Source organism: Rhodosalinus sp. (genome assembly GCF_046542825.1).
Lineage (GTDB): Bacteria > Pseudomonadota > Alphaproteobacteria > Rhodobacterales > Rhodobacteraceae > Rhodosalinus.
This window is the reverse complement of the sequence record NZ_JBKHAQ010000015.1, coordinates 14134-38349: the sequence shown is the minus strand read 5'-3', so window position 1 is coordinate 38349 and position 24216 is coordinate 14134. Positions and strand designations below refer to the sequence as shown.

Sequence of the window (24216 nt, the reverse complement as noted above, 5' to 3'; positions counted from 1 at the left end):
CTTCGCGCGCGTGCACGTTCGACAGATGCACCTCGACCACCGCGATGGCGACGGAGGCGATCGCATCGCGCAACGCGACGGAGGTATGCGTGTAGGCGCCGGCGTTCAGGACGACGCCGTCGGCCTCGTTGTCGGCCGCCTGGATGCGGTCGATCAGGACGCCTTCGTGATTGCTCTGCGTCGTCTCGATCTCGAGCCCGTGGCGCGCGCCGTGGGCGCGGCACATCCGCTCGATCTCGTCCAGCGTGACACGCCCGTAGACATCGGGCTCGCGCTGGCCGAGGCGGTTCAGGTTCGGTCCGTTCAGGATCAGGACAAGGGGCATCGATTGACGTCCGGTCGTTCGCAGGTCTGCTTAGCCGCGCGCATCGCAGCCTGTCCAGCGCGATGGGCCGCGACAGGCCGGCAGCCGAGGTTTTCAAGGCACATGCCGGGTTTGTGCGGAAGACCTCAGCCGTCATTATTTAACATAATATTGATTATGCGACTGTCTCTTGCGGCATCGCGCTCCACGCGCCGCGTCAGCCTCGCCGCATCCTTGCACCGGCGAGATGCCACGCCATCGCGCCGGCCTCGTAGATCAGGCTGCGCAATCGCGGCGCGCTGTCCTCATAGCTCGCCAGCGGGCTGAGTGGCAGCGCCTCGGGACGATCTTCCAGCAGAGCCTCCGCAGCCGCCCTCCCCAGCATGGTGCCCGGGGCGATGCCGCGGCCGGAATAGCCGAAGACCGCCAATGCGCCGCGGCCCGGCTCGAGGACCTTCGGGATGTGGTCGCCGGTCACGGCGATGCGTCCGGTCCACTCGTGCTCGAAGCGCGCGCCGGCCAGCGCGGGATAGAGCGCGGCCAGCTTGCGCCGCGCCCAGCCATGATGCAGCCCGCGCGCCAGCCCGTCTGCCCGTCCCATGCCGCCGAGGATCACGCGGCCCGCTGCGTCGCGGCGGAAGGAGGTCATCACCGTTCCGGTGTCCCAGGCGCCTTCGCCGCCGGGCAGAACCTCCGCGATCCGGTCCTCGGGCAGCGGTTCGGTCGCGAGTTGGAAGAAATGCAGAACCGCCAGGCGCGGCAGGTCACCGCCACGCGGCGCGCGGTGATAGCCGTTGGTGGCGAAGAGCAGATGCCGCGCCGCGACCCGGCCGCCCTGCCCCGTGACCAGTCGCCAGACACCGTTTTCGTATTGCGTTTCCGTGACCTGAGAGGTTTCGTGAAGCCGCGCGCCCGCCTCCTGCGCGGCGCGTGCAAGCCCGCGTGCATAGGCCAGCGGCTGGATCGTGCCCGCGCGCGCATCGTGCAGCGCGCCTTGCACGGCGGGGCTGCCGGTGCGGGCGCGCGCCTCTGCGGCCGACAGGAGCGTTACCGGCGCGCCGGCGGCCAGGCCCTGAGCGTGGCGACGGCGCAGATCCTCCATCCCGGCGTGCCCATGGGCGCAGTGCAGCGTACCCGCGCGCACCGGCTCGCAGGCGATGCCATGCCGCTCGATCAGGTCGAAGACCGCGTCGGGCCCCTGCCCCATGGCCGTGTTGAAGCGCCGGCCCGCGTCCTCGCCCATCAGGTCGATCAGGTCGCCCGGCGGCAGCCAGAGCCCGGCATTGACCAGACCGACGTTGCGGCCCGACCCACCCGCGCCGAAGCGGTCGGCTTCCAGCAGCACGACCCGAGCGCCGCGTTCCGCCGCGTGCAGCGCCGCCGAAAGCCCGGTATAGCCGCCGCCGACGATGGCGAGATCGGCGCTGACCTCGTGCTCCAGCGGCGGCGCCGCGATCTGCTCGGCCGCACTCGTTTCCCACAGGTTACCCAAGAAAGGCTCCGCGCAACACCCTTGCGCGGCAGGAAACACCGCCCGATGCAGCAGTGCAAGGGCGCGCATGCCACCTCGAGAGCGGCGCGCAAGCCATTGTCAGAAAGGGATTATCCCAGCGCGTAGCCCGCGCCGCGCACCGTGCGCACGAGATCCGGGCCGCCGTGCTGGCAGAGCGCCTTGCGCAGCCGGCCGATATGCACGTCCACGGTCCGGGTATCGACGTAGATATCACGCCCCCAGACACGGTCGAGAAGCTGCTCGCGCGTCCAGACGCGGCCCGGCTTTTCCATGAAGGTGGCCAGCAGGCGGAACTCGGTCGGCCCCAGCTTGAGCGGCTTGTCGCCCCGGAAGACCTTGTGAGTTTCGGCGTCGAGCAGGACATCGTCATAGATCAGCTGCTGCCCGACCGAGGCCGGCCGCGTGCGGCGCAGCTGCGCGCGCACCCGCGCCATCAGCTCCATCACCGAATAGGGTTTGACCACATAGTCGTCGGCCCCGGTCTCCAGCCCGCGCACGCGATCCACCTCTTCCGACCGGGCCGAGAGCATGATGACCGGAACGCCCCGGGTTTCGGGGCGCGACTTGATCTGGCGGCAGACCTCGATGCCGGAGACGTTGGGCAGCATCCAGTCCAGCACGATGAGGTCGGGCGCCTCTTCCTCGACGAGCAGCAGCGCCTCTTCGCCGTTCGCGGCACGGGCCACGCGGAACCCCTCGGCTTCAAGGTTGTAGGAAAGGACTTCGCGTTGTGCGTGTTCGTCCTCGACGACCAGGACGACGGGCTGATCGGCTGGCATGGTCTCAGTCTCCGGCCTCGTCCGCATCGGGCGCGAGCCTGGGGTCGAGCGAGGTCTTGTCGGCCTTGGGCCGCTGCTCGCGCGGGGGCTCTCCGCTGACGAGGAAGATCACCTGCTCGGCGATCGAGGTCACATGGTCGCCCATGCGCTCGATGTTCTTGGCGATGAAGTGCAGATGCATGCAGGCGGTGATGTTGCGCGGATCCTCCATCATGAAGGTCAGGAACTCGCGGAAGATGGCATTGTACATCTGGTCCACATCGGCGTCGCGATGGATAACGTCGCGCGCAAGCCGCTCGTCGCGCTGGATGTAGGCGTCGAGCGCGTCCTTGAGCATCAGCTCCACCTCGCGCGCCATGCGCCGGAGCGCGGCGGGCGCGCCCGGGATGGTCTGCATCTGGATCAGGACGCCGGTGCGCTTGGCCATGTTCTTGGACAGGTCGCCGATGCGCTCGAGGTTGCCGGCGATCTTCATCACGGCAAGGATCAGGCGCAGGTCGCCCGCGGTGGGCGCGCGCAGGGCGATCAGGCGCGCGGTTTCCTCGTTGATCTGTTCCTCCAGGCTGTCGATCACTGCGTCGTCATGCCGGACCTGCTCGGCCAGCGCCTCGTCGCGTGTCTCGAGCGAACTGGCGGCATGCATGATCGCGGCCTCGACCAGTCCGCCCATCTTCATGATGCGCGCCTGTATGGCCTCGAGGTCGCGGTCATAGACCGAGGTGATATGCGGCGTTTCCTGCATCTTGGTCCTTATCCGATCCGACCGGTGATGTAGCTTTCGGTGCGCGGATCCTCGGGGTTGGTGAAGATCTTCGAGGTCTCGCCGTATTCCACGAGGTTTCCGAGGTGGAAGAAGGCGGTCTTCTGGCTGACGCGCGCGGCCTGCTGCATCGAATGGGTGACGATCACCACCGAATAGGTCTGCCGCAGCTCGTCGATCAGCTCCTCGATCTGCGCGGTGGCGATCGGGTCGAGCGCCGAGGCCGGCTCGTCCATCAGCAGCACCTCCGGCTCGGTCGCCACGGCGCGGGCGATGCAGAGCCGCTGCTGCTGGCCGCCCGAGAGGCCGGTGCCGGAGGCCTGAAGCCGGTCCTTGGCCTCGTCCCAGAGTGCGGCCCGGCGCAGCGCGCGTTCCACGATCTCGTCGAGATCCGCCTTGGTCCGCGCCATGCCGTGTATCTTGGGGCCATAGGCCACGTTGTCGTAGATTGACTTCGGAAACGGGTTGGGCTTCTGGAACACCATGCCGACGCGCGCGCGCAGCTGCACCGGGTCGAGGTTCCTGTCGTAGATGTCCTCGCCGTCGAGCAGGATCGTGCCCTCGACGCGGGCGATGTCGATGGTGTCGTTCATCCGGTTCAGGCAGCGCAGGAAGGTGGATTTCCCGCAGCCCGAGGGGCCGATGAAGGCGGTCACCGTCTTGTCCTCGATGTCTATGTCGACATCCCTGAGGGCCTGTGTGTCGCCATAATAGACCTGCACGTTTCGGGACGAGATCTTGATGTCGTGCTGCTGCAAGGCTTGCTCCGCGTGGCTTTGGACGTCGTACATGCCGGCTCTCCTTATCACCATTTCCGTTCGAACCTGTTGCGCAGGTAGATTGCCAGGGCGTTCATGGTGATCAGGAACGTGAGCAGCACAATGATTGCGGCCGAGGTCCGGCTGACAAAACCACGCTCCGGGCTGTCCGCCCAGATGAAGATCTGCGTCGGCAGCGCCGTGGCGCTGTCGAAGGGCGACGCGGGCGCGGAAGTGATGAAGGCATTCATCCCGATCAGCAGCAGCGGGGCGGTTTCCCCCAGCGCCTGCGCAAGACCGATGATCGTGCCGGTCAGGATGCCCGGCATCGCCAGCGGCAGGACGTGCTGGAAGACCACCTGGTGCTTCGAGGCGCCCACGCCGAGCGCCGCCTCGCGGATCGAGGGCGGCACCGCCTTGAGCGCCGCGCGGGTGGCGATGATGATGGTGGGAAGCGTCATCAAGGCCAGCGTGAGGCCGCCCACAAAGGGCGCGGATCGCGGCAGTCCGAACCAGTTGATGAAGACCGCCAGCGCGAGCAGGCCGAAAACGACCGAGGGCACCGCCGCCAGATTGTTGATGTTGACCTCGATGAAGTCGCTGACGCGGTTCTTGGGCGCGAATTCCTCCAGGTAGATCGCCGCGCCGATGCCGAGCGGAAAGGAGATCAGGAAGCAGGTCAGCAGCGCCCAGAAGGAGCCCACCAGCGCCCCCTTCAGGCCGGCAAGCTCCGGAAAGCGCGAATCGGCCTCTGTGACGAGCGCTGTGTTCAGCGGCGTCGAGACGATCCCCAGTTCGTCCAGCCGGTCGAACCGTTCGATCGCGGCGTCGTTGACGCGCCGGTTCTCCTCGGGCGTGTCGCGCCCGACCAGTCCCTTGGCAAGCTGGTCGTAGGGGTCCGATACCGGCACCTTCAGGCTGATCGTCTCGCCGATCAGCGAGGGGTCTTCCACCACGATGTCGCGCAGGGTGAACTGCGCCCCGTTCGACAGGATCGACGAGACCTCGCGCGCCGCGGCGACATCGGACATGTCCACATCGGGGAAATACTGCCCCATGGAGTCGCTCAGAACGTCGCGGAACGCGCCGCTGCGCGGGTCGTCCTCGCTGACCTTCTCGGGATCGACATAGACCTCGATCTCGACATGGGTCTGGGTGAAGGCGTGGTAGCCCGTGGCGACGATCGAGAAGAGCAGGATGCCCAGCATCAGCAGGGCAAAGGAGATCGCGGCCAGCCCCAGTGCCTGCAGCATGACCTGCTTGCGGTTGCGCCGCGCGAGGCTCTTCTGCACGACGGCTGCGGTGCCGTAGACGGGGCGCGCGCGGGCGTTTTCGTTGGTGATGTCGGTCATCTCTGCGCGGACCTCAGTCGTAGATTTCACGGTACTTGCGGACGATCCGCAAGGCGAAGACGTTGATGATCAGCGTCGCGACGAACAGCACCATGCCAAGCGCGAAGGCCGCCAGCGTCTTGGGGTCGTCGAACGACGTATCGCCGATCAGCAGGGTCACGATCTGCACGGTCACCGCCGTCACGCTGTCGAGCGGATTGATGGTCATCCTCGCGATCAGGCCGGCGGCCATCACGACGATCATCGTCTCGCCGATGGCCCGGCTGACCGCCAGCAGGATGCCGCCGACGATGCCGGGGATGGCCGCGGGGAACAGCACGTTCAGCATCATTTCCGCCCGCGTCGCCCCCAGCGCCAGCGCCCCGTCGCGCAGGCTTTGCGGCACCGCCGAGAGCGCATCGTCGGCGAAGGACGAGATGAAGGGGATCAGCATGACGCCCATCACGCTGCCCGCCGCGAGCGCGGTGTTGGAGGCCACGTCGAGGCCCAGGCTCTGGCCCCAGGTGCGCAGCGCCGGAGCCACCACGAGGATGGCGAAGAAGCCGTAGACGACCGTCGGCACGCCGGCGAGGATCTCGAGCACCGGCTTGACCCCCGCGCGCAGCTTTCGCGGCGCGAATTCGTTGAGGTAGATGCCCGTCAGCAGGCCCACCGGCACCGCCACAAGCAGCGCGACGGAGGCGATCACGATGGTGCCCAGGAACACCGGCACTGCGCCGAACGCACCCTCGGCCGCGATCTGGTCCTCGCGGATCGGGATCTGCGGCTCCCAGTTCAGGCCGAACAGGAATTCCGTGAACGGGACGAGCTGGAAGAACTTGATCGTCTCGAAGGTCAGCGCAAAGACGATGCCCACCGTGGTGAAGATCGCCACCGTCGCGCAGAAGATCATCAGCCCCGAGGTGATCCGCTCCACCCGCTGCCGCGCGCGGAACTCGGCCGCGACCCTGCTGCGCGCGAAGGCGATCAGCCCGGCGGACAGCAGGACCACGACGACGACCAGAAGCCAGGAGGAGATCGCGCGGTAGCGCACCAGCCGGTCCGCCGCCTCCAGCTTCCAGTCCTCGGGCGTTCCGAAGACGCGGCCCCCGGCGATCGACCGGATCTCGGCGCCGATGAGCTGGATCTGCCCCGATCCCATCCCGTCAAGAACGCCCTCGGGCAGGGATGCCATGAGGACCCAGTGGATCACGGCGCCTTCGACGGCGAGCCAGATCAATACGAGCACCAGCACCGGCACGAGTATCAGAAGCAACGAGAAGAGCGCGTGAAAGCTTTCCAGCGAATGCAGCCGGGTGCCCCCGGCGCGGATCGCACGGGCGGCCTGAAGATTGATCGCATAACCGACGACGGCGGCCAGCAGCAGGATGACGAAGGGGGCGAGTGTCATGGGCACCGACCTGAAAAAACTGGTGACCGCCCGGCACGGGGCCGGGCGGTCTGATGCAGTGGGAGCCGACTTATTCGATCGGATCCATGGTGACCGCGTCGGCCACGCGCTCGCGCAGTTCGTCGCGGGCGTCTTCGGAGAGCGGAACCAGGCCGCGCTCTTCGAGGTAGCCGCCGGGCGCCAGCGCGTCCTCGGACATGTACTCTTCGAGGAACTCGTTGAAGCCCGGGATCACGCCGCGGTGCGCGTTCTTGATGTAGAAGAACAGCGGACGCGAGATCGGGTAGGAGCCGTCGGCGATGGTTTCCGACATGGGCTCGACGCCTTCGATCGTGACGGCCTTCAGCGTGTCCTGGTTCTCGAACAGGAAGGAGTAGCCGAAGATGCCCATCGCGTCGGAGTTGGCCTGCAGGCGCTGAACGATCAGGTTGTCGTTCTCGCCGGCCTCGATGAAGGGGCCGTCGGTGCGCATGCGCGAGCAGTTCTCCTCGACCCAGTCCTCGCCGTACTCGCCGTCCTTGACGTAGTCGAGCTCCATGCAGCCTTCCCACATCGCCAGTTCGACGAAGGCGTCACGGGTGCCCGAGGTCGGCGGGGGGCCCAGAACCTCGATCTCGGTCTCCGGGAAGTCGGAGTTGATCTCGTCCCAGGTGGTGTAGGGGTTTTCGACCCACTCGCCGTCGACCGGCACCATGGCGCCCAGCGCCAGGTAGATCTCTTCCAGCGTGAGATCCCAGTCGAAGTCGTTGTCGCGCGAGATGGCGATCGACAGGCCGTCCGAGCCGATGCGCGCCTCGGTGATGTCGGTGACGCCGCCCTCGACGCAGAGCTCGTATTCGGACGCCTTCATGCGGCGCGAGGCGCCGGTGATGTCGGCATAGTCCTCGCCGATGCCGCCGCAGAAGATCTGCATGCCGCCGCCCGTGCCGGTCGATTCGACGATCGGCGAGGGGAAGTCGGTGTTGTTTGCGAACTGCTCGGCAACAGCCTGCGTGTAGGGGAACACGGTGGACGAGCCGACGCGGCGGATCTCGTCGCGCGCCGAGGCTGCGGTCGCGCCGATGGCGGCGATCGCCAGCGCGGAGGCAGAAAGTTTCACGAAGCTCATGGATTACTCCCAGGTTCTGTTGAGGACCGCGGCAGCGCGATCTCGCCCCGGCACTAGGCCGCCTGCACTATGCTTTTGTGACGCATTTGTAACAGTTTTGCGACATGTCTGTTTTCCGGGCGCTGCGCGCGCCACTGCCGTGGCGTCAGACCGTTCGGCCGCGCCTCAGTCCACCGGCAGGACGACGCTGAAGGTGCTGCCCGCGCTTGGCGCGCTCTCGATTCGCAGCCGCCCGCGGTGGCGATTCACGATGTGCTTGACGATGGCGAGGCCCAGCCCCGTGCCCCCCATCTCGCGCGAGCGGTGGTTGTCGACGCGATAGAATCGCTCGGTCAGCCGCGGCAGGTGGATCTCGGAGATGCCCGGCCCGGTGTCGGAGACACGCACGCAGACGCCGGTGGCGCGCAGGCGCGGCTCGTAGGCGGGCGGATCCATCGACAGGCGCACCTCGCAGCCCCGTCCGCCATACTTGATCGCGTTCTCCACGAGATTGCCGAACACCTGCCGAAGCTGGTCCGGGTCGCCCGGGATCTCGGGGCCGTCCTCGCCCGCAGGCAGCGCATCCACCAGCGTCACGCCGGCCTCGGCCGCAAGCGGTGCGAGACCGTTGAGGCACGACCGCAGCAGCCCGCCCAGCGCAACACGTTCCGCCGGGCGCATCCGCTCGTCGGCCTCCACCCGGCTCAGCGACAGCAGGTCGCCCACCAGCCGGTTCATCCGTCCCGCTTCGGCCTCCATGATGCCCAGAAACCGCTCGCGCGCCTGGGGGTCCTCGCGCGCGGGTCCCTTCAGCGTCTCGATGAATCCCATCAGCGCGGTCAGCGGCGTGCGCAACTCGTGGCTGACGTTGGCCACGAAATCCCGCCGCATCTGGCCCGCCTTTTCCATCGGCGTGACGTCCTCGAGGATCACGAGCACGCCGCGCCCCTGCAGCGCCCCCTCGCGCAGCTGCGCCGGCGCCACCGTCGCGCGAAACACCAGATCCTGCCCGCGGTCGTGGGTCAGGACATCCGCCTGCCGGCGCTGGCCTTCGCGCAGGCCCCCCTCGATCGCGTCGAGCAGTCCGGGCTGTCGCAGCGCCGTGATGAAATGCCGCCCCTCGATCCCCTCGCCGAAGAGCCGCACGGCGGCTTCGTTGGCGGTCTCGATGCGCTCGTTCGGGCCGATGGCAACGGCGGGCATCGGCAGGGCAGCGACGAGCGAGGCGACGACAGGCTGGGACATGAGGAGGACCACGCAGGGAAAAGGCCGCGGTGCCGGCCGCGGCGCGCAGCGTAGATTTCAGAGCCCGCGGCGCTTGTAAAGCGTGCTCAGCCCGCCCTCGCCTCTGCCGCGCCCGCCTCTGCCGCCCGCGCCAGCGCCGCGCTCAGGGCCTCGAGATCCTCCAGCCCCACCGAAAGCCGAAAGGTTCCCTCCGATATCCCCAGCGCCGCGCGCCCCTCGGCCGTGAGCCCGCGGTGCGACGAGCTTGCCGGATGCGACAGCGTGCTGCCGGCGTCGCCCAGCGTCGGGGCAAGCGGCAGGCCCGCCTGCCCCGCCGCGCGGGCGAAGGCATCCGCCGCCGCCCGCCCGCCCGCGATCTCGAAACTCACCATGTTGCAGAAGCGCCCCCGCAGCAGCGCCGCCGCGCGCGCGGCGTCCGGATGGTCGGCGCGCCCCGGGTAGAGCACCTTCTGCACCCCCGGCATCCCGGCGATCCGGTCGGCCAGCGCCGCCGCCGTCGCCTCCGCCCTGTCGTAGCGCAGATCGAAGCTCAACAGGCCCCGCTCCGCCAGCCAGCAGTCGAAGGGGCTCGCCGTCAGCCCCAGCGTCACCGCGAAGCGCTCCATCCGCTCCGCCAGGCCCGCGTCGCGCGCGCCCACCCAGCCCAGCGTCGCGTCCGCGTGCCCCGCCAGCAGCTTGGTCACCGAATGGATGACGATGTCGGCCCCGTATTCGAAGGGCCGCAGCGCCCGCGGGGTGGTAAAGGTGTTGTCCACCGCCAGAAGCACGCCGCGCTCCCGCGCCAGCGCCGCGATTCCCTCCAGGTCGGCCACCCGCAGCATCGGGTTCGAGACCGTCTCGATCAGGATCATCCGCGTCTCGGGCCGCAATGCCGCGGCAACCGCCGCCGCATCCGTCGCATCCGCGAAACCGGCCGCCACCCCAAGCCGCGGCAGATCCTCCCGCAGCAGGCGCAGCGAGCGGCCATAGAGCTGGTCGCTGCCCACGACGTGGTCGCCCGCCGCCAGCAGCCCCATCAGCGCGGCCGCCACCGCGGCCATGCCCGAGCCGGTCACAAGTCCCGCCTCGCAGCCCTCCATCGCCGCGATCCGCGCGGCCAGCGCCGCCGCGTTGGGATGGCCCTCGCGCGCATAGGTATGACCCTGCACGCGCCCCTCGTACTGCGCATCAAGCGCCGTGGGGCTCTCGGCCGCATAGACCACGGAGGGCTGGATCGGCGCCGCCACCGGCGCGCTCACCCCTGTGGTCACCGGAAAGGGCCGCATCAGGCCCGGTCTCTGTTCTGCCATCGCACACCTGCACCGGGTCCGCCCGGTCCTTCCTCTTGCCCCAAATACCCTCGGGGGGTGAGGCGGCGAAAGCCGCCGAGGGGGGCGGACAGCCCCCCTGCCCCGTGCGCCGCTCAGACCGCCGTCAGGCCCGCGCGATAGCGGCGCATGTTCTCCTGGTAATGCAACGCGGACCACTTCAGCCCCTCGATGGCCGTGTCGTCCAGCGCCCGCACCACCTTGCCCGGCGCGCCCATGACAAGGCTGCCGTCGGGGATCTCCTTGCCCTCCGTGATCAGCGCGCCCGCCCCGATCAGGCAGTTCCTGCCGATCCGCGCGCCGTTGAGCACGATCGCGCCCATGCCGATCAGCGAGTTTTCCCCGATCGTGCAGCCGTGCAGCATGACCTTGTGCCCGATGGTGCAGCCCGGCCCGATCACCAGCGGATAGCCCATGTCGGTGTGGGCGACGCAGTTCTCCTGCACGTTCGAGCCTGCGCCCACGGTGATGGGTTCGTTGTCGCCCCTGAGCGTGCAGCCGAACCAGACCGAGGCGCCCTCTTCCACGATCACGCGACCGATCAGCCTGGCGTCGGGCGCGACCCAGGTGTCCCCGGCGATCTCGGGGGCAACGCCGTCCAAAGCGTAAAGCGTCATGTCGTCTCCTCGAATTCGGCCTGCAGGCGGCGGACGTGGTCGGTCAGCCCCGGCTGCTGCAGCCGGCGCAGGCGGGTGGCGGTCACGATCACGCGCAGCTTCTCCTCGGTGGCGTCGAGATCGTCGTTGACGAGGACGAAATCGTAGCCGTCCCAGTGGCTGATCTCGTCCCAGCTCTTCTGCATTCGCCGGGCGATGGTCTCGGAGGTGTCCTTGGCCCGCGTCTCCAGCCGCCGGCGCAACTCGCCGATCGAGGGCGGCAGCAGGAAGATCGACAGCGTGTGCACCCCGAGCGCCGAGTTGCGGATCTGCTGCGCACCCTGCCAGTCGATGTCGAAGAGCACGTCGCGCCCCGCGTCGATGGCCGCCTCGACGGGCGCGCGCGGCGAGCCGTAGAAATGGCCGAAGACATGCGCGTGCTCCAGCATCTCGCCGCTGGCGACCTGTGCCTTGAAGCGCGCCTCGTCGAGAAAGCGATAGTCCTGCCCGTCCACCTCGCCCGCGCGCGGCGGCCGCGTGGTGGCCGAGACGGAAAAGACGATCGAGGAATCCCAGTCCCGCAGGCGCCGCGCCAGCGTGGACTTGCCCGCGCCCGAGGGCGAGGAGAGGATGATCAGAAGGCCGCGCCGCGTCGCCATGTTCCTCACTCCACGTTCTGGACCTGTTCGCGCATCCGGTCCACCGCCGCCTTGATCTCCAGCCCGATGGCGGTGAGCGCGGTGTCGCCGGACTTCGCGCAGAGCGTGTTGGCCTCGCGGTTGAACTCCTGAGTCAGAAAATCGAGCTTGCGGCCCACCGCGCCGCCGGCGGCGAGCAGCGCCCGCGCCGCGGCGACATGCGCGGCCAGCCGGTCAAGCTCTTCCGTCACGTCGGATTTCACGGCGATCAGCGCAAGCTCCTGCGCGATGCGTCCCTCGTCCACCTCGACCGCCGCGCGCAGGCGCAGGAGTGCCGCCCGAAGCGTGTCGCCCGCAGCACCGGCGCGCGCCGAGGCTGCGGCCGCGGCCTCGCCCGCCAGCCGCTCCACCGTGTCGATCTCGCGCCGCAGCGCCGCGTCGATCGCGCGGCCCTCTTCCGCCCGCATGGCGAGGAAGGCCTCCAGGACCGGCTCGACATCCGCAAGAAGCGCCGCGCGCAGGGCGGCCGGATCGGCCTCGGGCGCGGTCTCGCGCAACACGCCGCGCAGCGCCAGCAGGTCGGTCGCCCGCACCGGCGCGAGTTCCAGACCTTGCGCCGCGGCGCGCGCCTCCACGGCGGCGACCGCCTGCAGCACCCCGTCGAGGCGCGCGGGGTCGAGTTGCGCCGCCTCCACCTCGGGGCTGCGCGCCATGCGCAGGTTCAGCGTGACATTGCCGCGGCTCACCACCTCCTGCAGCCGCGCGCGCAGGCCGGCCTCGAGCCCGTCGATCCCCTCGGGAAGGCGCAGGCGCAGGTCCAGGCCGCGCCCGTTGACCGCGCGCAGCTCCCAGTTCCAGGTCTGTCCCAGCCCGGCGCCCCGCCCCGAGGCGAAGCCCGTCATCGAGCGGATCACGGCCACCCTCCCCTGCTCCGACCGCGCCAGCTATGCCAGGCGAGGGGGCGGGGGCAACCCCCGGCAGGTTAACCAATCGTTCCGATTTCCCTGCGAATTCGGCGAAAACCGTGCGAGATTAATGGCAGGGTAACCATTGTGAAGGCAGGGTTGACGTGCCGGCGCGCCCGCCGAGCCCGTGCCGCACGATGGCGGGGCGTTCGATGAGGGGCGAACTCATGCGCAAGGAGCATTGCGCGACGCGCCAGCCGGCGCGCGCAGCGACGACCGACCCAAAGGCCGGCAACGGAAAGGTGATCCGCATGGCAAGCTTCAGGGAGGCCCGGCGCTTCCGCGCCGTCGGACTGGTCGAGAATTACTGGCACGCGCTGCGCGGCGGCAGGCCCGTGCCCGCGCGCGCCGAAATCGATCCGCGCGGCATCGAGGATGCCCTGGAATACGCGTTCATCCTGGAGCGGATCGCGCCGCGGCAAGGCCGGCTGAGGATTGCCGGACGGCACCTGAGCGACCTCGCCGGCGCCGAGGCGCGGGGACTGCCGCTCTCCGCGCTCTTTGCCGGCGCGGCGCAAGAAACACTTGGAGGCGCAGTCGAAGCGGTCATGGACCGCCCGTCGATCGCCCGGCTGGCGCTCGAGGCACAGCCCGGCTTCGGGCGCCCGACGCTCGCCGGGCGGCTGCTGATGCTGCCCCTTCTGAGCGATGCGAACGAGGTCAGCCGGGTGCTAGGATGCCTGGAGACGGAAGGCCGGATCGGCCGCGCGCCCCGGCAGTTCACGATTGCCGAGGTGGCGCTGCGCGACATCGCCGCTGCGCCCAGGCCGGCCCGCGCACCTGCCCCGGGGCTGGCCGAACCCGGCCGCGGTTATGACGCGCCACCGCGCCGCGCTGCGCCGCATCTGCGGCTTGTAAAGCCGGACAGCGACGGCTGAGCGGCGCGGGACAAGGGCCTTGCAAGGCCCTTGAAGCGGTTTGCAAACCGCTTCCCCCGCGCCGGGATCAGACCGCCTTCCGCCGCCCCGGATCGCGGAGTTGCGTCAGTTCCTCCGACACGAGGAACGCCAGTTCGAGCGCCTGGCTGGCATTCAGCCGCGGGTCGCAGGCCGTGTGGTAGCGCGAGTGCAGGTCCGCCTCGGTCACCGCGCGCACCCCGCCGGTGCATTCGGTCACATCCTGCCCCGTCATCTCGAAATGCACCCCGCCAGGGATCGTGCCCTCGGCCCCGTGAACGGCAAAGAATTCCCGCACCTCGCGCAGCACCGCGTCGAAGGGGCGGGTCTTGTAGCCGCTGTCGGACTTGATCGTGTTGCCGTGCATCGGGTCGCAGACCCAGAGCACCTGCGCCCCCTCCTCCTCGACCGCTCGGATCAGTCTCGGCAGGTGCTCGCCCGCCTTGCCCGCCCCGAATCGTGCGATCAGCGTGAGCCGCCCGGCCTCGTTCGCCGGGTTCAGGGTTGCCAGCAGGCGCTTCAGATCGTCTACCGTCATCGACGGGCCGCACTTGAGCCCCACAGGGTTCATCACCCCGCGCGCGAATTCGACATGCGCGCCGTCGGGCTGGCGCGTCCGGTCGCCGATCCAGATCATGTGCCCGGAGCCGGCCAGCCACTTGCCGGAGGTCGAATCCCGCCGGCAGAGCGCCTCCTCGTATTCCAGCAGCAGCGCCTCGTGGCTGGTGTAGAACTCGACCGTCTGCAGCGAATGCGCCTGGTCGCCCGTCACGCCGGCCGCCTTGATGAAATCGAGCGTGTCGGAAATCCGTGACGCCATGGCACGATAGCGGGCGGCCTTCTCGCTTTCGGTGAAGCCCAGCGTCCACTGGTGCACCTGATGCACGTCGGCGTAGCCGCCCGTGGAGAAGGCGCGCAGCAGGTTCAACGTGGCGGCGGCCTGCGTATAGGCCTGCAGCATGCGCCGCGGGTCGGGCACCCGCGCCTCGGGCGTGAAGGCCAGGTCGTTGACGATGTCGCCGCGATAGGCGGGCAGCTCCATCCCGTCGATCACCTCGACCGGGGAGGAGCGCGGCTTGGCGAACTGGCCGGCCATCCGCCCCACCTTCACCACCGGCACCTTGGCACCGTAGGTCAGCACCACCGCCATCTGCAGCAGCACCTTGAAGGTATCGCGGATCAGGTCGGCGCTGAACTGCTCGAAGCTCTCTGCGCAGTCGCCGCCCTGCAGGAGAAAGGCCTCGCCGCGCGCCGCCTGTCCCAGCAGGGTCCTGAGCCGCCGCGCCTCGCCCGCGAAGACCAGCGGCGGATACTTCGACAGTTGCGCCTCGGCAGCCGTCAGCGCCTCCGCCTCCGGCCAGTCCGGCATCTGCACGCGGGGCTTCGCCCGCCAGCCCGACTTCACCCAGTCCGTCATCGTCACTCTCCTGCCGCTCGGGTGTCCTGCTTACCGCGGGGCATCGCGCGTTTCCAGACGGGAATTGCCCATCGCGCGGCCCTGCGCCGCCGACGCTGCGGGCCACCAGCAGCACCCGGCGCGGGCGCCTTAAGGCCCATTCAGCCCGCGGCACAGGCCCGGGCGCGCCCGCCCCTCTTTCAATGGTCCCCAAATACCCAATTGCCGCCGCGCGCGGCGGCGCGGGCGCCTCAGGCGCCCGCCAGCGCCCGCTTGCGGTTCGCGCGCAGCCGCGCGAAATCCTCGCCCGCGTGATAGCTCGACCGCGTGAGCGGGGTCGCCGAAACCATCAAAAACCCCTTGCCCCAGGCCGCCTTCTCGTAGGACGCGAACTCCTCGGGCGTCACGAAGCGGTCCACCGCGTGATGCTTCGGGGTGGGCTGCAGATACTGCCCGACGGTCAGGAAATCGACCTCGGCCGAGCGCATGTCGTCCATCACCTGCAGGACCTGCGCCCGCGTCTCGCCCAGGCCCACCATGAGGCCCGACTTGGTGAAGATCGACGGGTCCAGCTCCTTAACCCGCTGGAGCAGGCGCAGCGAATGGAAATAGCGCGCGCCGGGCCGGACCGAGGGGTAGAGCCCCGGCACCGTCTCGAGGTTGTGGTTGAAGACGTCCGGACGGGCGGCCACGACGGTCTCCAGCGCTTCCGGCCCGCAGCGCAGGAAATCGGGCGTCAGGATCTCGATCGTCGTGTCCGGCGCGCGGTGACGGATCGCGCGGATGGTCTGCGCGAAATGCCCCGCACCTCCATCGTCGAGGTCGTCGCGATCGACGCTCGTTACCACGACATGCGCGAGCCCCAGCTTGGCCACGGCATCGGCCACGCGCCCCGGCTCGAAGACGTCGAGCGCGTCGGGCCGCCCGGTCGCCACGTTGCAGAAGGTGCAGCCGCGGGTGCAGATCTCGCCCATGATCATCATGGTGGCGTGCCCCTGCGCCCAGCACTCGCCCACGTTGGGGCAGCCCGCCTCCTCGCATACCGTGGTGAGGCGATGCTCGCGCACGATGTCGCGGGTGGCATTGTAGCCGGGGCTGGCAGGCGCCTTGACGCGGATCCAGTCGGGCTTGCGAAGGCGAGGGGTGTCGGGCCGATGGGCCTTTTCCGGGTGGCGGACGGCGGGGTCGTTCAGATCGCGCATGTCGGGGCAACGCTCCTGTCTTTCTGGCCTGCCATGTAGCACGGGGGGCGGGGATCGTCACCCGTCACTGTTGCATCCCGGCCATTCGGCCGCGCCATCAGGCCCCTGCAAGCGCCGCCTCGACGGCGCGCAACGCGCGGCCCAATGCCGCGGTGCCGGGCCGGGTGAAGAAACTCTCGGTGTCGGGCGTCGCGGCATGGGCGCGCGGCGCGTGCAGCAGCAGCCCGTCGTTGGCCCAGAGGATCTCTTCCTCGGCAAGGCCCGGGCGGATCGCGCGCAGCCGGGCACGGGCCGGCCGGCGGGTGATGCCGCCCAGACCCACGAGCTGGCCCGCGCGCACCAGAATGGCCGGCGTGTCGAAGGCCGCCTCGATCGCGTGATGGACAAGCAGCACGTGCTGTGCGGGCAGAAGCTCTGTCGGCACGGTCGCTCCCAGCACGCCGCCGGGGATCAGCACGAGCCCTCCCTCGGCGCCGGTGACGGCCTCCCTCTGCACCGTGAGCACGCGCTGCAGGCCGCCGTCGAAGGTCTGCACCTCGTCGCCGGGGCGCAGCGCCTCCACCGGGCGCCAGCCGCGGTCGGTCTCGACCAGCGTGCCGGCGATCAGCCCGCTCTGTGCCGGTGCGGGCAGCGAGGCCGCTTGGGGCGTACCGGCGGCAATGGCAGGAACGAAGCTGGTTTCTGCGTGGTAAAGCATGGGAGGTACCTCTCTGGTCTCTGGTCTCTGCGCCGGATCGGCGGGCAGGCGATGAGACCAAGCAGGCGACCCGAGCGGGGCTCTCCCGTGGCGGGACTGCGGTGAAGAGTCGGCACCGGTGCGGTATACGCGACAGCTGACGCGAGGCGCCGCAACTGGCCGCAGCGGCGCAGCGCATCTTACGCTTCGTTTACCCCGACCGGTCGAAAGGGGTGGTCGCGGGTGGCCGCAGGCGGGCGCGATTCGGCTGGGTCCGCGATGTCAGGCGGCGCGGAGCGGCGCCACCCTGCCCCGCGCCTCTTCCAGCGCGGCCTCTCCCGCCTCGGCCAGCAGCCCCGCCAGTTCCGACGTCGCCGCGCTGTCGAGGCTGCCGCGTCGCTTCACGAGACCCACCTGGCGGGACGGCTCGGGCGCGGCGAACCGGCGCACCACCATGTCGGGCACGGCACGGCATTCGGCCGCAACGGCGAGTTCGGGGATCAGCGTGAGCCCGAAGCCCGCGCCCACCAGCCTGCAAAGCGTGGCGAGCGACGAGGCGCCCATGTTGATCTGCGCGTGCCCGCGACTGCGCCCGCAGACCTCCAGCGTCTGGTCGGTCAGACAGTGCCCGTCCTCGAGCAGCAGAAACTGCCCGTCGCCCAGCCCCTCGGGTCTGAGGGTCGCGGCTTCGTCCAGTCCGGCGAGCCGCGCCGCACTGCCGGCCAGCAGGAAGCGATCCTCGAAGAGCAGGTGTTCCTCCATGCCCTCCGCGCCTGCCGGCAGCGCCATGACGGCCACGTCCAGCGCCCCGCTGCGCAGCGACTCCAGCAGCTGCCCGGTCTTGCCCTCCTGCACCTGCACGTCGAGCGCGATGTCGCGCGCACGCAGACGGGCCAGTGCCTCGGGCAGGATGTAGGGCGCGATCGTCGGGATCATGCCCAGTCGCAACTGCCCGCGCAGCCCCTCGCGCCAGCGCGCGGCCAGCGCAAGGCCCTCGACGGCGCCCAGCACCCGCTCCGCGTGGTTCAGGATGACCCGGCCGAAGGGCGTCAGCACAAGCTCGCGCGTCTGCCGCTCGACCAGCGCCGCGCCCAGCGTGCGCTCCAGTTCCCGGATCTGCACCGAGAGCGCGGGCTGGCTCACATGCACCGCTTCGGCCGCGCGGCCGAAGTTGCGATGCTCGGCGAGCGCCTTGAAATAGGCGAGTTGGCGCAGCGTGATATTCATAATTTTTTCTTATCACATGATGACGAATTGGCAAGCTCGATCTATGTGGCACTAACGCGGGGTTTGGCGACAATACGAGTCGAATTGTCTCAACCGATCAGCGGACCGCCCGGCCCCAGCGTCTCGTCGTAGTGGCGTCGCAGCCGCTGCAGCGCGATGCGCAGCACGATCTTGCCCGAGCGCGCAGACCAGCCCATCCGCTTTTCGGCCGTTTCCAGCCCCTCGAGATAGCAGCAGCAGCGCAGCGCCACATCGCCCAGCCCCGGACCCAGTTCGCCCAGTGCGGTGGCGAGGCGCGCACGCGCCGCCGCGGGACCGCTCACGGCATCCGCACGCGGGGCGCCACCCGTCGTTCCCGCGGTCAGGAAACGGTCCCAGTCCTGGGTAGCCGCTTCGCAGAGCTGTGCAAGTTCGAAATCCTCGCGCAGCCGCTCACCGGCGGCGACAAGCGCCTCGGACAGAAACGGACGGCCCTGAGCATCGCGCCGGCGCGCCAGCGCCCGCAGCGGCGATTCGACCGGCCCGTAGCGGGGTGCCCGCGGCGCCTCGCGCGCCGGTGCATGGCCGAACGCCGCGGCGGCTTCGCCCAGCCCGGGCGCAACCTCGGCCCGCCGCGCGAGCGCCGTCCGCCCGGCCCCCGTGATCGAGTATTGTGCAACCCGCCCGGACTTGCGGCAGGCGATCCATTCCTTGAGCGCCAGGGCCTGCGCGAGCGCGGCGTCCAGCACCGCGGTGCGCAGGCTGGTGCCCTCGGGCGTCTCGCGCACCACCACCGCCTTTTCCATCCCTTCGGCCACGGCCAGCACCGCGCCGGGCTCCGCGAGCCGGCGCAGGATGCGCGCCGCCTCGCGATCGATGCAGGGCGGCAGCCGGCCCGCATCGCGCTGCCCCAGTCGGCGCAGACCGGCGTCGACGAGCGGGTCGTCGCGCCGCGCCTCCATGCGCCGGATCTGACGCATCACCGTCGAGGCGTGACAGCCGGCGCCCCGGGCGAGCTGCCGAATCGTCAGCCCTGCCTCGGTATGCTGATGGTAATGTCGCACGGCGACAGGCAGCCAGTCCGGCATGCCGGCGGCGGTCGCACCCGGTTCGCGCTTCCCCATTTCCCCTCCCCTGGGCGTGTGCCCCCACAAGCACACGATGAATCCACAGAGTTATCCACAACCTATGCGCGAAATCGTTACGCGAAAGTAAACGACCCGCGCCAAGACCGATCATTGTTTCGATTTCATAAACTTGAGTCAGCCGTCCGCACGCTGCCGGCAGGGCCGGCGCAACACTCGCCTGGGGTGTGCAACACTCCTGCCGGGACAGAACAGGGACGACCGATCATGCAGGACATCCAGACCCGCCTTGCGGCGCTGCGCCGACCCGCGCTCCTGATTCGTGCAGCCCGGATGGGACAGGCCGACTATCGCCGCGACCAGCATCTGCCGCGGCTTCTGGGCTACGGGGCGGTTCAGTCGCACGGGGCTGCCGCCCTGGCGCTCCTCGAACTCGAGGCAGACCTCGATGCGCGCCGCACCGCCGGAGACGCCGGCTGGTCCGCGGCGCGCCACGTCGAGGTGCTGATCGCGCTGATGGCAGAGGCGCGGCTGCTGCGCGCCGCGAGCGAAGCCGCTCAGGCGAAGGCGTCGGGCATCTCGGCCTTGCGGCCGGCCACATAGGCCGACAGCGCCTCGGCGATGCCCGGGTCGAGCGGCGGTGCCTCGTAGTGCGACAAGAGGCGCTCGACCCGCGCGGTGGCCAGCGCCTGCGTGTCGCGCGCGCCCTCTTCGTCCCAGGTCTCGAACGGCTTGTAGTCGAAAAGCTCGGTACGCCAGAAGGCGGACTTGAAGTGCTCCTGCGTGTGCGCGCAGCCAAGGTAGTGCCCGCCCGGTCCCACCTCGCGGATTGCGTCCATCGCCTGCGCCTTCAGGTCGGTGGGCACGCCGGCGGCCATCTTGTGCAGTACGCCCAGCTGGTCGGCGTCCATCACGAACTTCTCGAAGGAGGCGACAAGCCCGCCCTCCAGCCAGCCGCAGCTGTGCAGCATGAAGTTCACCCCGCCCAGAAGCGCGGCGTTCAGCGTCTGCGTCGTCTCGTAGGCGGCCTGCGCGTCGGGCAGCTTCGAGCCGCAGAGCCCGCCGCCGGAGCGGAACGGCAGGTTCATCCGCCGCGCAAGCTGCCCCGCACCATAGAGGATCTGGCTCGCCTCCGGCGTGCCGAAGGTGGGCGCGCCCGAGTTCATGTCGATCGAGGTGACGAAGGCGCCGAAGATCACCGGCGCGCCCCGGCGCACCAGCTGGGCATAGGCCACGCCCGCCATCACCTCGGCCAGCACCTGCGTCAGCGTCCCCGCGACCGAGACCGGCGCCATCGCGCCGCCGACGATGAAGGGCGAGACGATGCAGGCCTGGTTGTTCGCCGCATAGACCTCCAGCGCGCCCATCATCACGTCGTCGAAGGTGAGCGGCGAGTTGACGTTGATGAGCGAGGTCATGACGGTGTTGTCCTGCACCGTCTCGGCGCCGAACAGCAGCTCGCACATCCGCACGCAGTCCTGCGCGCGCGAGGGTTCCGTCACGGACCCCATGAAGGGCTTGTCCGAAAGCTGGATGTGCGCCAGCAGCATGTCGAGATGGCGCTTGTTCACGGGGATGTCGGTGGGCTCGCAGACCGTGCCGCCCGAGTGGTGCAGCCACTTCGACATGTAGCCCAGCTTCACGAAGTTGCGGAAATCCTCCATCGTGGCATAGCGCCGCCCGCCCGCGGCCGAGCGCACGAAGGGCGGCCCGTAGACCGGCGCGCAGACCATCGTGTCGCCGCCGATCTCCACCGATTTCTCCGGGTTGCGCGCAAGCTGGGTGAAGCGTGCGGGCGCATGGGCGCAGAGCTGCCGCGCCAGCCCGCGCGGGATACGCACCCGCTCGCCCTGCACGTCGGCGCCGGCCTCCCGCCAACGGTCGAGCGCGGCGGGGTTCGACACGAAGTTGACGCCGATCTCCTCCAGCACCGTCTCGGCGTTGGCCTCGATGATCTCCAGCGCCTCGGCGTTGAGGATGTCGAAGACGGGAATGCCGCGCTCGATGAAGCGCGCGGTCTCGACGCGATGCGCGGTGCGCTCGGCACGCCGCGCCGCGCCGCCGCCCGTCCGTGCCCGCCTGCGGCCAGCCGCTTCGCCCATGTCGCACCTCGCGCTGTCTGATCCCGGTGTCCGGCTGTCTACCGCGCTGCCCCGGCGCGTCAGCGACGATTTGCGGCCATCCTCGTCCGAAAGCGACATGGGCCGCGCGGTCCCCGCTGCTTCCTCTTGCCCGAAATACCCTCGGGGGGTGAGGCGGCGCCAGCCGCCGAGGGGGGCGGACAGCCCCCCTGCCCCGTGTCACGTCCCCGCGCTTGCGCCCGAAGCCCGCGCGCCTTACGGAGCGGGCCATGGACCATGCCACCCAGCACGACCGCCTGCTGATCGTCGATTTCGGCAGCCAGGTCACCCAGCTCATCGCGCGCCGCCTGCGCGAGCTGAATACCTATTGCGAGATCCACCCGTTCCAGAAGGTGACCGAGGCCTTCCTGCGCGACTTCGCGCCGAAGGCGGTGATCCTGTCGGGCGGGCCGGCCTCGGTGCCCGACGCGGGCAGCCCCCGCCCGCCTCGGGCCGTCTTCGAGCTGGGCGTGCCGGTGCTGGGCATCTGCTACGGCCAGCAGGTGATGATGCAGATGCTGGGCGGCCGGGTGGAGCGCGGCGAGGGCACGGCAGAGTTCGGCCGCGCCATGGTCAACGCCACCGGCAAGCCGCTCGACCTGCTGGAGGGCTGGTTCGCGAAAGGCCCCGAGCAGGTCTGGATGAGCCATGGCGACCACGTCGCAGCCCTTGCCCCGGGCTTCGAGGTCTTCGGCACCAGCCCCGGCGCACCCTTCGCCATCACCGCCGACCCTGCGCGGCATTTCTACGCCGTGCAGTTCCACCCCGAGGTGCACCACACGCCGAACGGGCGGCAGCTCTACGCCAATTTCCTGCGCATCGCGGGCTTCACCGGCGACTGGACCATGGGCGCTTACCGCGACGAGGCGATCGCCAGGATCCGCGAGCAGGTGGGCGAGGCGAAGGTGATCTGCGGCCTCTCGGGCGGCGTGGACAGTTCGGTCGCCGCCGTGCTGATCCACGAGGCGATCGGCGACCAGCTCACCTGCGTCTTCGTCGATCACGGCCTGCTGCGCGAGGGCGAGGCGCAGGAAGTCACGGGCATGTTCCGCGATGCCTACAACATCCCGCTCATCCACGCCGAGGAGCAGGACCGCTTCCTCGACGCGCTCGAGGGCGTCTCCGACCCCGAGGAGAAGCGCAAGACCATCGGGCGGCTCTTCATCGACGTCTTCCAGGAGCACGCAGGACGGATCGAGGGGGCGGCGTTCCTGGCGCAGGGCACGCTCTACCCCGACGTGATCGAATCGGTCAGCTTCTCCGGCGGGCCGTCGGTCACGATCAAGAGCCACCACAACGTGGGCGGCCTGCCGGAAAAGATGGGCTTGAGGCTCGTCGAGCCGCTGCGCGAGCTTTTCAAGGACGAGGTGCGCGCGCTCGGCCGCGAGCTGGGCCTGCCCGAGCGCTTCATCGGGCGCCACCCCTTCCCCGGCCCGGGCCTCGCCATCCGCTGCCCCGGCGAGATCACCCGCGACAAGCTCGCCATCCTGCGCCGGGCCGATGCGGTCTATATCGACCAGATCCGCCGCCACGGGCTCTACGACGAGATCTGGCAGGCCTTTGCGGCGCTCCTGCCGGTCCGCACGGTGGGCGTGATGGGCGACGGGCGCACCTACGACTACGCCTGTGCGCTCCGCGCGGTAACAAGCGTGGACGGCATGACGGCGGACGTCTATCCCTTCACCCACGACTTCCTGACAGAGACGGCGACGCGGATCATCAACGAGGTGCGCGGGATCAACCGCGTGACCTACGACATCACCTCCAAGCCGCCGGGCACCATCGAATGGGAATAGTGTTCCGGCCGCATTGAGTAACGGTTTTTTTATCAGGGCCTTGTAAGGCGCCCTTCATGGTCGAGGGCCTATGAGCAATGGCCTGCAAGCCCGCTTGATGCACCGGCACGGGCCGCGGTGTTCACCTTCGGACCCGGTCCCGCCGCATTCCAGGCGCCGGCCGATCAGCCTTGCTGTCAGCGCCGGCCTGGCGCGTGGCCCAGCAGGCACAGGATCTCGACCGCCGCATGCGCGCCCGCCACCGCCGTTGCGCCCGTTGTGTCGAAGGGCGGCGAGACCTCGACCACGTCGCCGCCGCGCAGGTCGATGCCCGCAAGCCCCTGAAGGATCGCCGCCGCCTGCCAGCTTGCCAGCCCGCCCCAGACCGGCGTGCCGGTGCCCGGCGCGAAGGCCGGGTCGAGCGCGTCGATATCGAAGCTCAGGTAGACGGGCCCCTCGCCCAGGATGCGGCGAGCCTTGCGCGCGACCTCCTCGGGGCCGTTCCTGTGCACCTCTGGCGCGTCGATGATGGCGATGCCGAGCGGGTCGGGATTGTGCGTGCGGATGCCGATCTGGACCGAGCGGGCGGGGTCGATCAGCCCGCGCTTGACCGCCTTGTAGAACATCGTGCCGTGATCGTTCCGGCCCGCGTCGTCATCGGCCCATGTGTCGGTGTGCGCGTCGAACTGCAACAGCGCCAGTGGCCCGAACTTCGCCGCGTAAGCCTCCAGGATCGGCAGGGTAATCGAGTGATCGCCGCCCAGCGCCAGGCTCGCCGCGCCGGCATCGAGGATGCCCGCGATATGCGCGCGCAGCGCCGCCGGAAACTCGGCCGGCCGGGCGTAGTCGAAGGCCAGATCGCCATGGTCGGCGATGGCCAGTTCCTCCATCGGGTTCCAGCCGCCCCAGCCATAGGGCGGGTCGTAGGTCATGAGCGCGCTTGCCTCGCGGATCGCGCGGGGGCCAAGCCGCGTGCCGGGGCGGTTGGTCACCGCCTGGTCGAAGGGCACGCCGGTCACGGCCACGTCCACGCCGCGCAGGTCCTTGGTATAGCGTCGCCGCAGGAACGAGGTCGCGCCGGCGAAGGTATTCTCGAAGCTCGCGCCCTTCAGATCCTCGCGGGTGAAGGCGTGGTCGATCTGCCTGCCTGCATCCTCCAGCGCCAT

Annotated in this window: 23 protein-coding genes; 3 read left to right on the top strand and 20 right to left on the bottom strand. The window is 69.6% G+C overall.

Annotated elements, in window-relative coordinates; translation table 11 throughout:
• The 13 genes from ACLFOB_RS03730 to ACLFOB_RS03670 all read right to left on the bottom strand — a co-directional run.
• A partial coding sequence (locus ACLFOB_RS03730) for a type II 3-dehydroquinate dehydratase (protein ID WP_410924941.1) occupies positions 1 to 325 on the bottom strand: 325 nt, incomplete at its 3' end.
• 196 nt (positions 326 to 521) lie between these two features.
• On the bottom strand, positions 522 to 1796 hold the full coding sequence (locus tag ACLFOB_RS03725; protein WP_410918163.1) for an NAD(P)/FAD-dependent oxidoreductase: 1275 nt from the start codon (positions 1794 to 1796) through the stop codon (positions 522 to 524).
• A gap of 110 nt (positions 1797 to 1906) precedes the next feature.
• A complete protein-coding gene (phoB, locus tag ACLFOB_RS03720; RefSeq protein ID WP_410924940.1) occupies positions 1907 to 2596 on the bottom strand; it encodes a phosphate regulon transcriptional regulator PhoB in 690 nt (229 codons plus the stop codon).
• Between the two features lie 4 nt (positions 2597 to 2600).
• Positions 2601 to 3338, bottom strand: a complete 738-nt coding sequence (gene phoU / locus ACLFOB_RS03715) for a phosphate signaling complex protein PhoU (protein ID WP_410916501.1) — start codon at positions 3336 to 3338, stop codon at positions 2601 to 2603.
• A gap of 8 nt (positions 3339 to 3346) precedes the next feature.
• Positions 3347 to 4147, bottom strand: a complete 801-nt coding sequence (gene pstB / locus ACLFOB_RS03710; protein WP_410924938.1) for a phosphate ABC transporter ATP-binding protein PstB — start codon at positions 4145 to 4147, stop codon at positions 3347 to 3349.
• A 14-nt stretch (positions 4148 to 4161) separates the two neighbouring features.
• Positions 4162 to 5466: a phosphate ABC transporter permease PstA gene (gene pstA, locus ACLFOB_RS03705; protein ID WP_410916499.1), complete on the bottom strand. Its 1305-nt coding sequence runs from the start codon at positions 5464 to 5466 to the stop codon at positions 4162 to 4164.
• Between the two features lie 13 nt (positions 5467 to 5479).
• A complete protein-coding gene (pstC, locus tag ACLFOB_RS03700) occupies positions 5480 to 6856 on the bottom strand; it encodes a phosphate ABC transporter permease subunit PstC (RefSeq protein WP_410924936.1) in 1377 nt (458 codons plus the stop codon).
• Positions 6857 to 6926: 70 nt separating this feature from the next.
• Positions 6927 to 7964 (bottom strand): substrate-binding domain-containing protein, encoded by a 1038-nt coding sequence (locus ACLFOB_RS03695; protein ID WP_410924934.1) that lies wholly within the window; start codon positions 7962 to 7964, stop codon positions 6927 to 6929.
• Positions 7965 to 8129: 165 nt separating this feature from the next.
• Entirely contained in the window at positions 8130 to 9188 is a 1059-nt protein-coding gene (locus ACLFOB_RS03690; protein ID WP_410916496.1) for an ATP-binding protein, read from the bottom strand.
• Between the two features lie 86 nt (positions 9189 to 9274).
• Positions 9275 to 10477: a trans-sulfuration enzyme family protein gene (locus tag ACLFOB_RS03685; RefSeq protein WP_410924932.1), complete on the bottom strand. Its 1203-nt coding sequence runs from the start codon at positions 10475 to 10477 to the stop codon at positions 9275 to 9277.
• Between the two features lie 113 nt (positions 10478 to 10590).
• On the bottom strand, positions 10591 to 11112 hold the full coding sequence (locus tag ACLFOB_RS03680) for a gamma carbonic anhydrase family protein (protein WP_410916494.1): 522 nt from the start codon (positions 11110 to 11112) through the stop codon (positions 10591 to 10593).
• On the bottom strand, positions 11109 to 11750 hold the full coding sequence (gmk, locus tag ACLFOB_RS03675) for a guanylate kinase (protein ID WP_410924930.1): 642 nt from the start codon (positions 11748 to 11750) through the stop codon (positions 11109 to 11111). The genes ACLFOB_RS03680 and gmk overlap by 4 nt, the downstream gene beginning before the upstream one ends.
• A 5-nt stretch (positions 11751 to 11755) precedes the next feature.
• Positions 11756 to 12649, bottom strand: coding sequence for a YicC/YloC family endoribonuclease (locus ACLFOB_RS03670; protein WP_410924928.1), 894 nt, complete (start codon positions 12647 to 12649; stop codon positions 11756 to 11758).
• A 296-nt stretch (positions 12650 to 12945) separates the two neighbouring features.
• Here ACLFOB_RS03670 and ACLFOB_RS03665 point away from each other — a divergent pair, with 296 nt between their 5' ends.
• Positions 12946 to 13572 (top strand): PAS domain-containing protein, encoded by a 627-nt coding sequence (locus ACLFOB_RS03665; protein WP_410924926.1) that lies wholly within the window; start codon positions 12946 to 12948, stop codon positions 13570 to 13572.
• Positions 13573 to 13639: 67 nt separating this feature from the next.
• Here ACLFOB_RS03665 and ACLFOB_RS03660 read toward each other — a convergent pair whose 3' ends face one another.
• From ACLFOB_RS03660 to ACLFOB_RS03640, 5 genes are all read right to left on the bottom strand, one after another.
• Positions 13640 to 15007, bottom strand: coding sequence for a class II 3-deoxy-7-phosphoheptulonate synthase (locus ACLFOB_RS03660; protein ID WP_410916491.1), 1368 nt, complete (start codon positions 15005 to 15007; stop codon positions 13640 to 13642).
• Positions 15008 to 15237: 230 nt separating this feature from the next.
• Positions 15238 to 16188 carry a lipoyl synthase gene (gene lipA / locus ACLFOB_RS03655; protein ID WP_410916490.1) on the bottom strand — a complete coding sequence of 317 codons (951 nt, stop codon included), beginning with the start codon at positions 16186 to 16188 and terminating at the stop codon, positions 15238 to 15240.
• Between the two features lie 97 nt (positions 16189 to 16285).
• A complete protein-coding gene (locus ACLFOB_RS03650; RefSeq protein ID WP_410924924.1) occupies positions 16286 to 16885 on the bottom strand; it encodes a Hint domain-containing protein in 600 nt (199 codons plus the stop codon).
• Between the two features lie 261 nt (positions 16886 to 17146).
• A complete protein-coding gene (locus ACLFOB_RS03645) occupies positions 17147 to 18091 on the bottom strand; it encodes a hydrogen peroxide-inducible genes activator (RefSeq protein ID WP_410924923.1) in 945 nt (314 codons plus the stop codon).
• A gap of 89 nt (positions 18092 to 18180) precedes the next feature.
• Positions 18181 to 19194, bottom strand: coding sequence for a DUF6456 domain-containing protein (locus tag ACLFOB_RS03640; RefSeq protein WP_410924921.1), 1014 nt, complete (start codon positions 19192 to 19194; stop codon positions 18181 to 18183).
• A 228-nt stretch (positions 19195 to 19422) separates the two neighbouring features.
• Between ACLFOB_RS03640 and ACLFOB_RS03635 the strand changes: the two genes are divergently transcribed.
• A complete protein-coding gene (locus ACLFOB_RS03635) occupies positions 19423 to 19758 on the top strand; it encodes a DUF6477 family protein (RefSeq protein WP_410916124.1) in 336 nt (111 codons plus the stop codon).
• On the opposite strand, the gene ACLFOB_RS03630 is transcribed toward ACLFOB_RS03635, so the two are convergent.
• Complete coding sequence (locus tag ACLFOB_RS03630; protein WP_410924919.1) at positions 19713 to 21257, bottom strand: trimethylamine methyltransferase family protein; 1545 nt, start codon at positions 21255 to 21257, stop codon at positions 19713 to 19715. The two genes, ACLFOB_RS03635 and ACLFOB_RS03630, sit on opposite strands and share 46 nt — an antisense overlap.
• 248 nt (positions 21258 to 21505) lie before the next feature.
• On the opposite strand from ACLFOB_RS03630, the gene guaA reads away from it, so the two are divergent.
• Positions 21506 to 23071, top strand: coding sequence for a glutamine-hydrolyzing GMP synthase (gene guaA / locus ACLFOB_RS03625; RefSeq protein WP_410924917.1), 1566 nt, complete (start codon positions 21506 to 21508; stop codon positions 23069 to 23071).
• A 176-nt stretch (positions 23072 to 23247) separates the two neighbouring features.
• On the opposite strand, the gene speB is transcribed toward guaA, so the two are convergent.
• Positions 23248 to 24216 carry an agmatinase gene (speB, locus tag ACLFOB_RS03620; protein WP_410924915.1) on the bottom strand — a complete coding sequence of 323 codons (969 nt, stop codon included), beginning with the start codon at positions 24214 to 24216 and terminating at the stop codon, positions 23248 to 23250.